This is a genomic window from Saccharothrix xinjiangensis (genome assembly GCF_039527585.1).
GTDB classification, from domain to species: Bacteria; Actinomycetota; Actinomycetes; order Mycobacteriales; family Pseudonocardiaceae; genus Actinosynnema; species Actinosynnema xinjiangensis.
In genome coordinates this window covers 1-1,913 of record NZ_BAAAKE010000069.1, presented here as the reverse complement: position 1 = coordinate 1,913, position 1,913 = coordinate 1, and the positions used below count along the sequence as shown (strand labels likewise).

Annotated in this window: 1 protein-coding gene; it reads right to left on the bottom strand. The window is 69.5% G+C overall.

The annotated features are described in order from the left end of the window. Positions 1–1,049 (bottom strand): hypothetical protein (locus ABD223_RS43240; RefSeq protein WP_344044165.1); only part of this gene is annotated, 1,049 nt, incomplete at its 3' end. Positions 1,050–1,913 lie beyond the last annotated feature (864 nt).

Here is a 1,913-nt window from a genome sequence, read left to right as displayed (position 1 = left end):
GCCTCATCGGCCGCGTCGCCGTTGGCGAAGAGCGGCTGGCCGAGCTGGATCAGCCGGGACGCGAAGCTCTCCGGCTGGCCCGGGGTGATCAGCGACTCGTTGGAGCTGTAGACGGTCAGGCCGTGGTGGGTGCCGATGCCGATCTTCCGCTCGCCGTCCCGGCCGAGCCGGGGCCGGCGGGCGCCGACCAGGGTCTTGGAGACGAACTCCTGCTTCTGGCGCAGGGTCATCCCGGAGGAGGACCACTCCTCGCGCCCGGCGGTCAGGTACCGGATCTCCTGCAGCAGGTCGAACCAGGCGTTCCCGGTGGTGTTCATCCCGCCGAAGATCTCGCCTGCCTCGGTGTTGTCGCCCATTAGCCCGGCGCCGACCTTCTGCGCGCTGGACTTCCCCTTCTGGCCGGTGCCGTACAGGTTCAGGGCAGCGCTGTTCACTCCCTGGCAGCAGGAGGCGAGGATGCCGCCCATCCAGGCCGCCACGGCGAGCGTGGTCCGGTCTGCCTGGCTGGCCAGGGTCATGATGCGCCGCCACGCGGCCATGGCGGCCTTCTCGTCGGGGTCGCCGAGCCGCAGGTACCCGGAGGTCTGGGAGTCCGCCTCGGGCAGCAGGATCCCGCCGTCCTTGTCCTTCACCGGAACGGCCGGCATCTCCGGCGCGGCCAGCACCTCGTCGCGCATCACCTGCGCGAAGGCCTGCCGGGCGTCCGCGCCGACCGGCCGGGGCTGGCCGAGGGCGTCGGCCCAGGTGCCGTCCAGGAGCGCGGACATGGACACCACGCGGCGGTGACCCTCGTCGTCCAGGAGCAGGACGGAGAGCTTGGTGTGCATGCGGTTCGCCATGCGCCAGGTGATCCGGCCGAGCACGGGCGGCACCACACCGACCGGCAGCGGCACATCGTCCTTGCGGGCCTGGTGGAAGATCTCGCGGGTCTCGGGGTTGAACGACCACCCCGGCTTGATCCCCGGGATCGGCAGGAGCCTCCGGCCGGGGCGGATGTTGGTCACCGTGGCCTGCTTGGGCACGGTCGGTGACTTCTTCTGGGTGGGCACGTAGGCCTTTCCGGCCGGTGCCCGTGGTCGGGGAGAGTTCTCTCCCGTACACTCGGCACTGGCCTAAGCAGCTAACGCGAAACCCCTTCCGGTCCACTAGGCGCCAACCTTGTGGAACAAACCCGGTGGGGGTTTTCGCATGTCTGGGGTCTGTTGATCTATCGGTGCGTGGTGCGACATTACGCGCTGTCTGGGGCGGCTGATGGCCGCTTTCACCCTTGGGAGCGTTGGGAGTTCAACTCTGTGACTCTGTGACTCTGTGACTCTGTGACTCTGTGACTCTGTGAGTCCGCAGGTGGGGCGCTATGTGCTGCGAAGCGCGGACTCGGTGAGCTGTTCTTCGGTGTCCCCGTGGAGACGGTCGGCGTGGGCCAGGAGGAGGTCCACGGCGATGCGGAGCAGGGTGTTGTCGGTGATGGTCTCGGAGCGGTCGGTGCGGGAGCGAGCCAGGCGCCGCCGGAGGTCCGCGAGCGCGGTTGCCTGGTCGGGGCGGAGGCGGGCTTCCTTGCGGACGAGGGTCAGGTACCGGGGCTGCTCGGAGGGCTCACGGACTGACAGAGTCTGTGACTCTGTGACTCTGTGACTCTGTGAGTCCGCAGGTGGGGAGGGGTGCGTGTCCCCCACCCGGAGCGGTTCGACGTTCGGAACGAGGGGTGCTCGGGTGCCGGCCAAAGGCGAGGTCGCCTCGGGCCGGGCGCGGACGGGCTTGCGGGCGGCGCTCATACGCCGATCTCCCGCACGAGTTGGTCCGCCAGCTCGGCGTAGAGGTCGGCGACCTGTCCCGCCGCGCTGCCATCCGAGAGACGGAGCGGGAGTGCCGCGTCCCCGGCGTCCTTGATGGCGACGCGTTCAGGGATGTGCGGG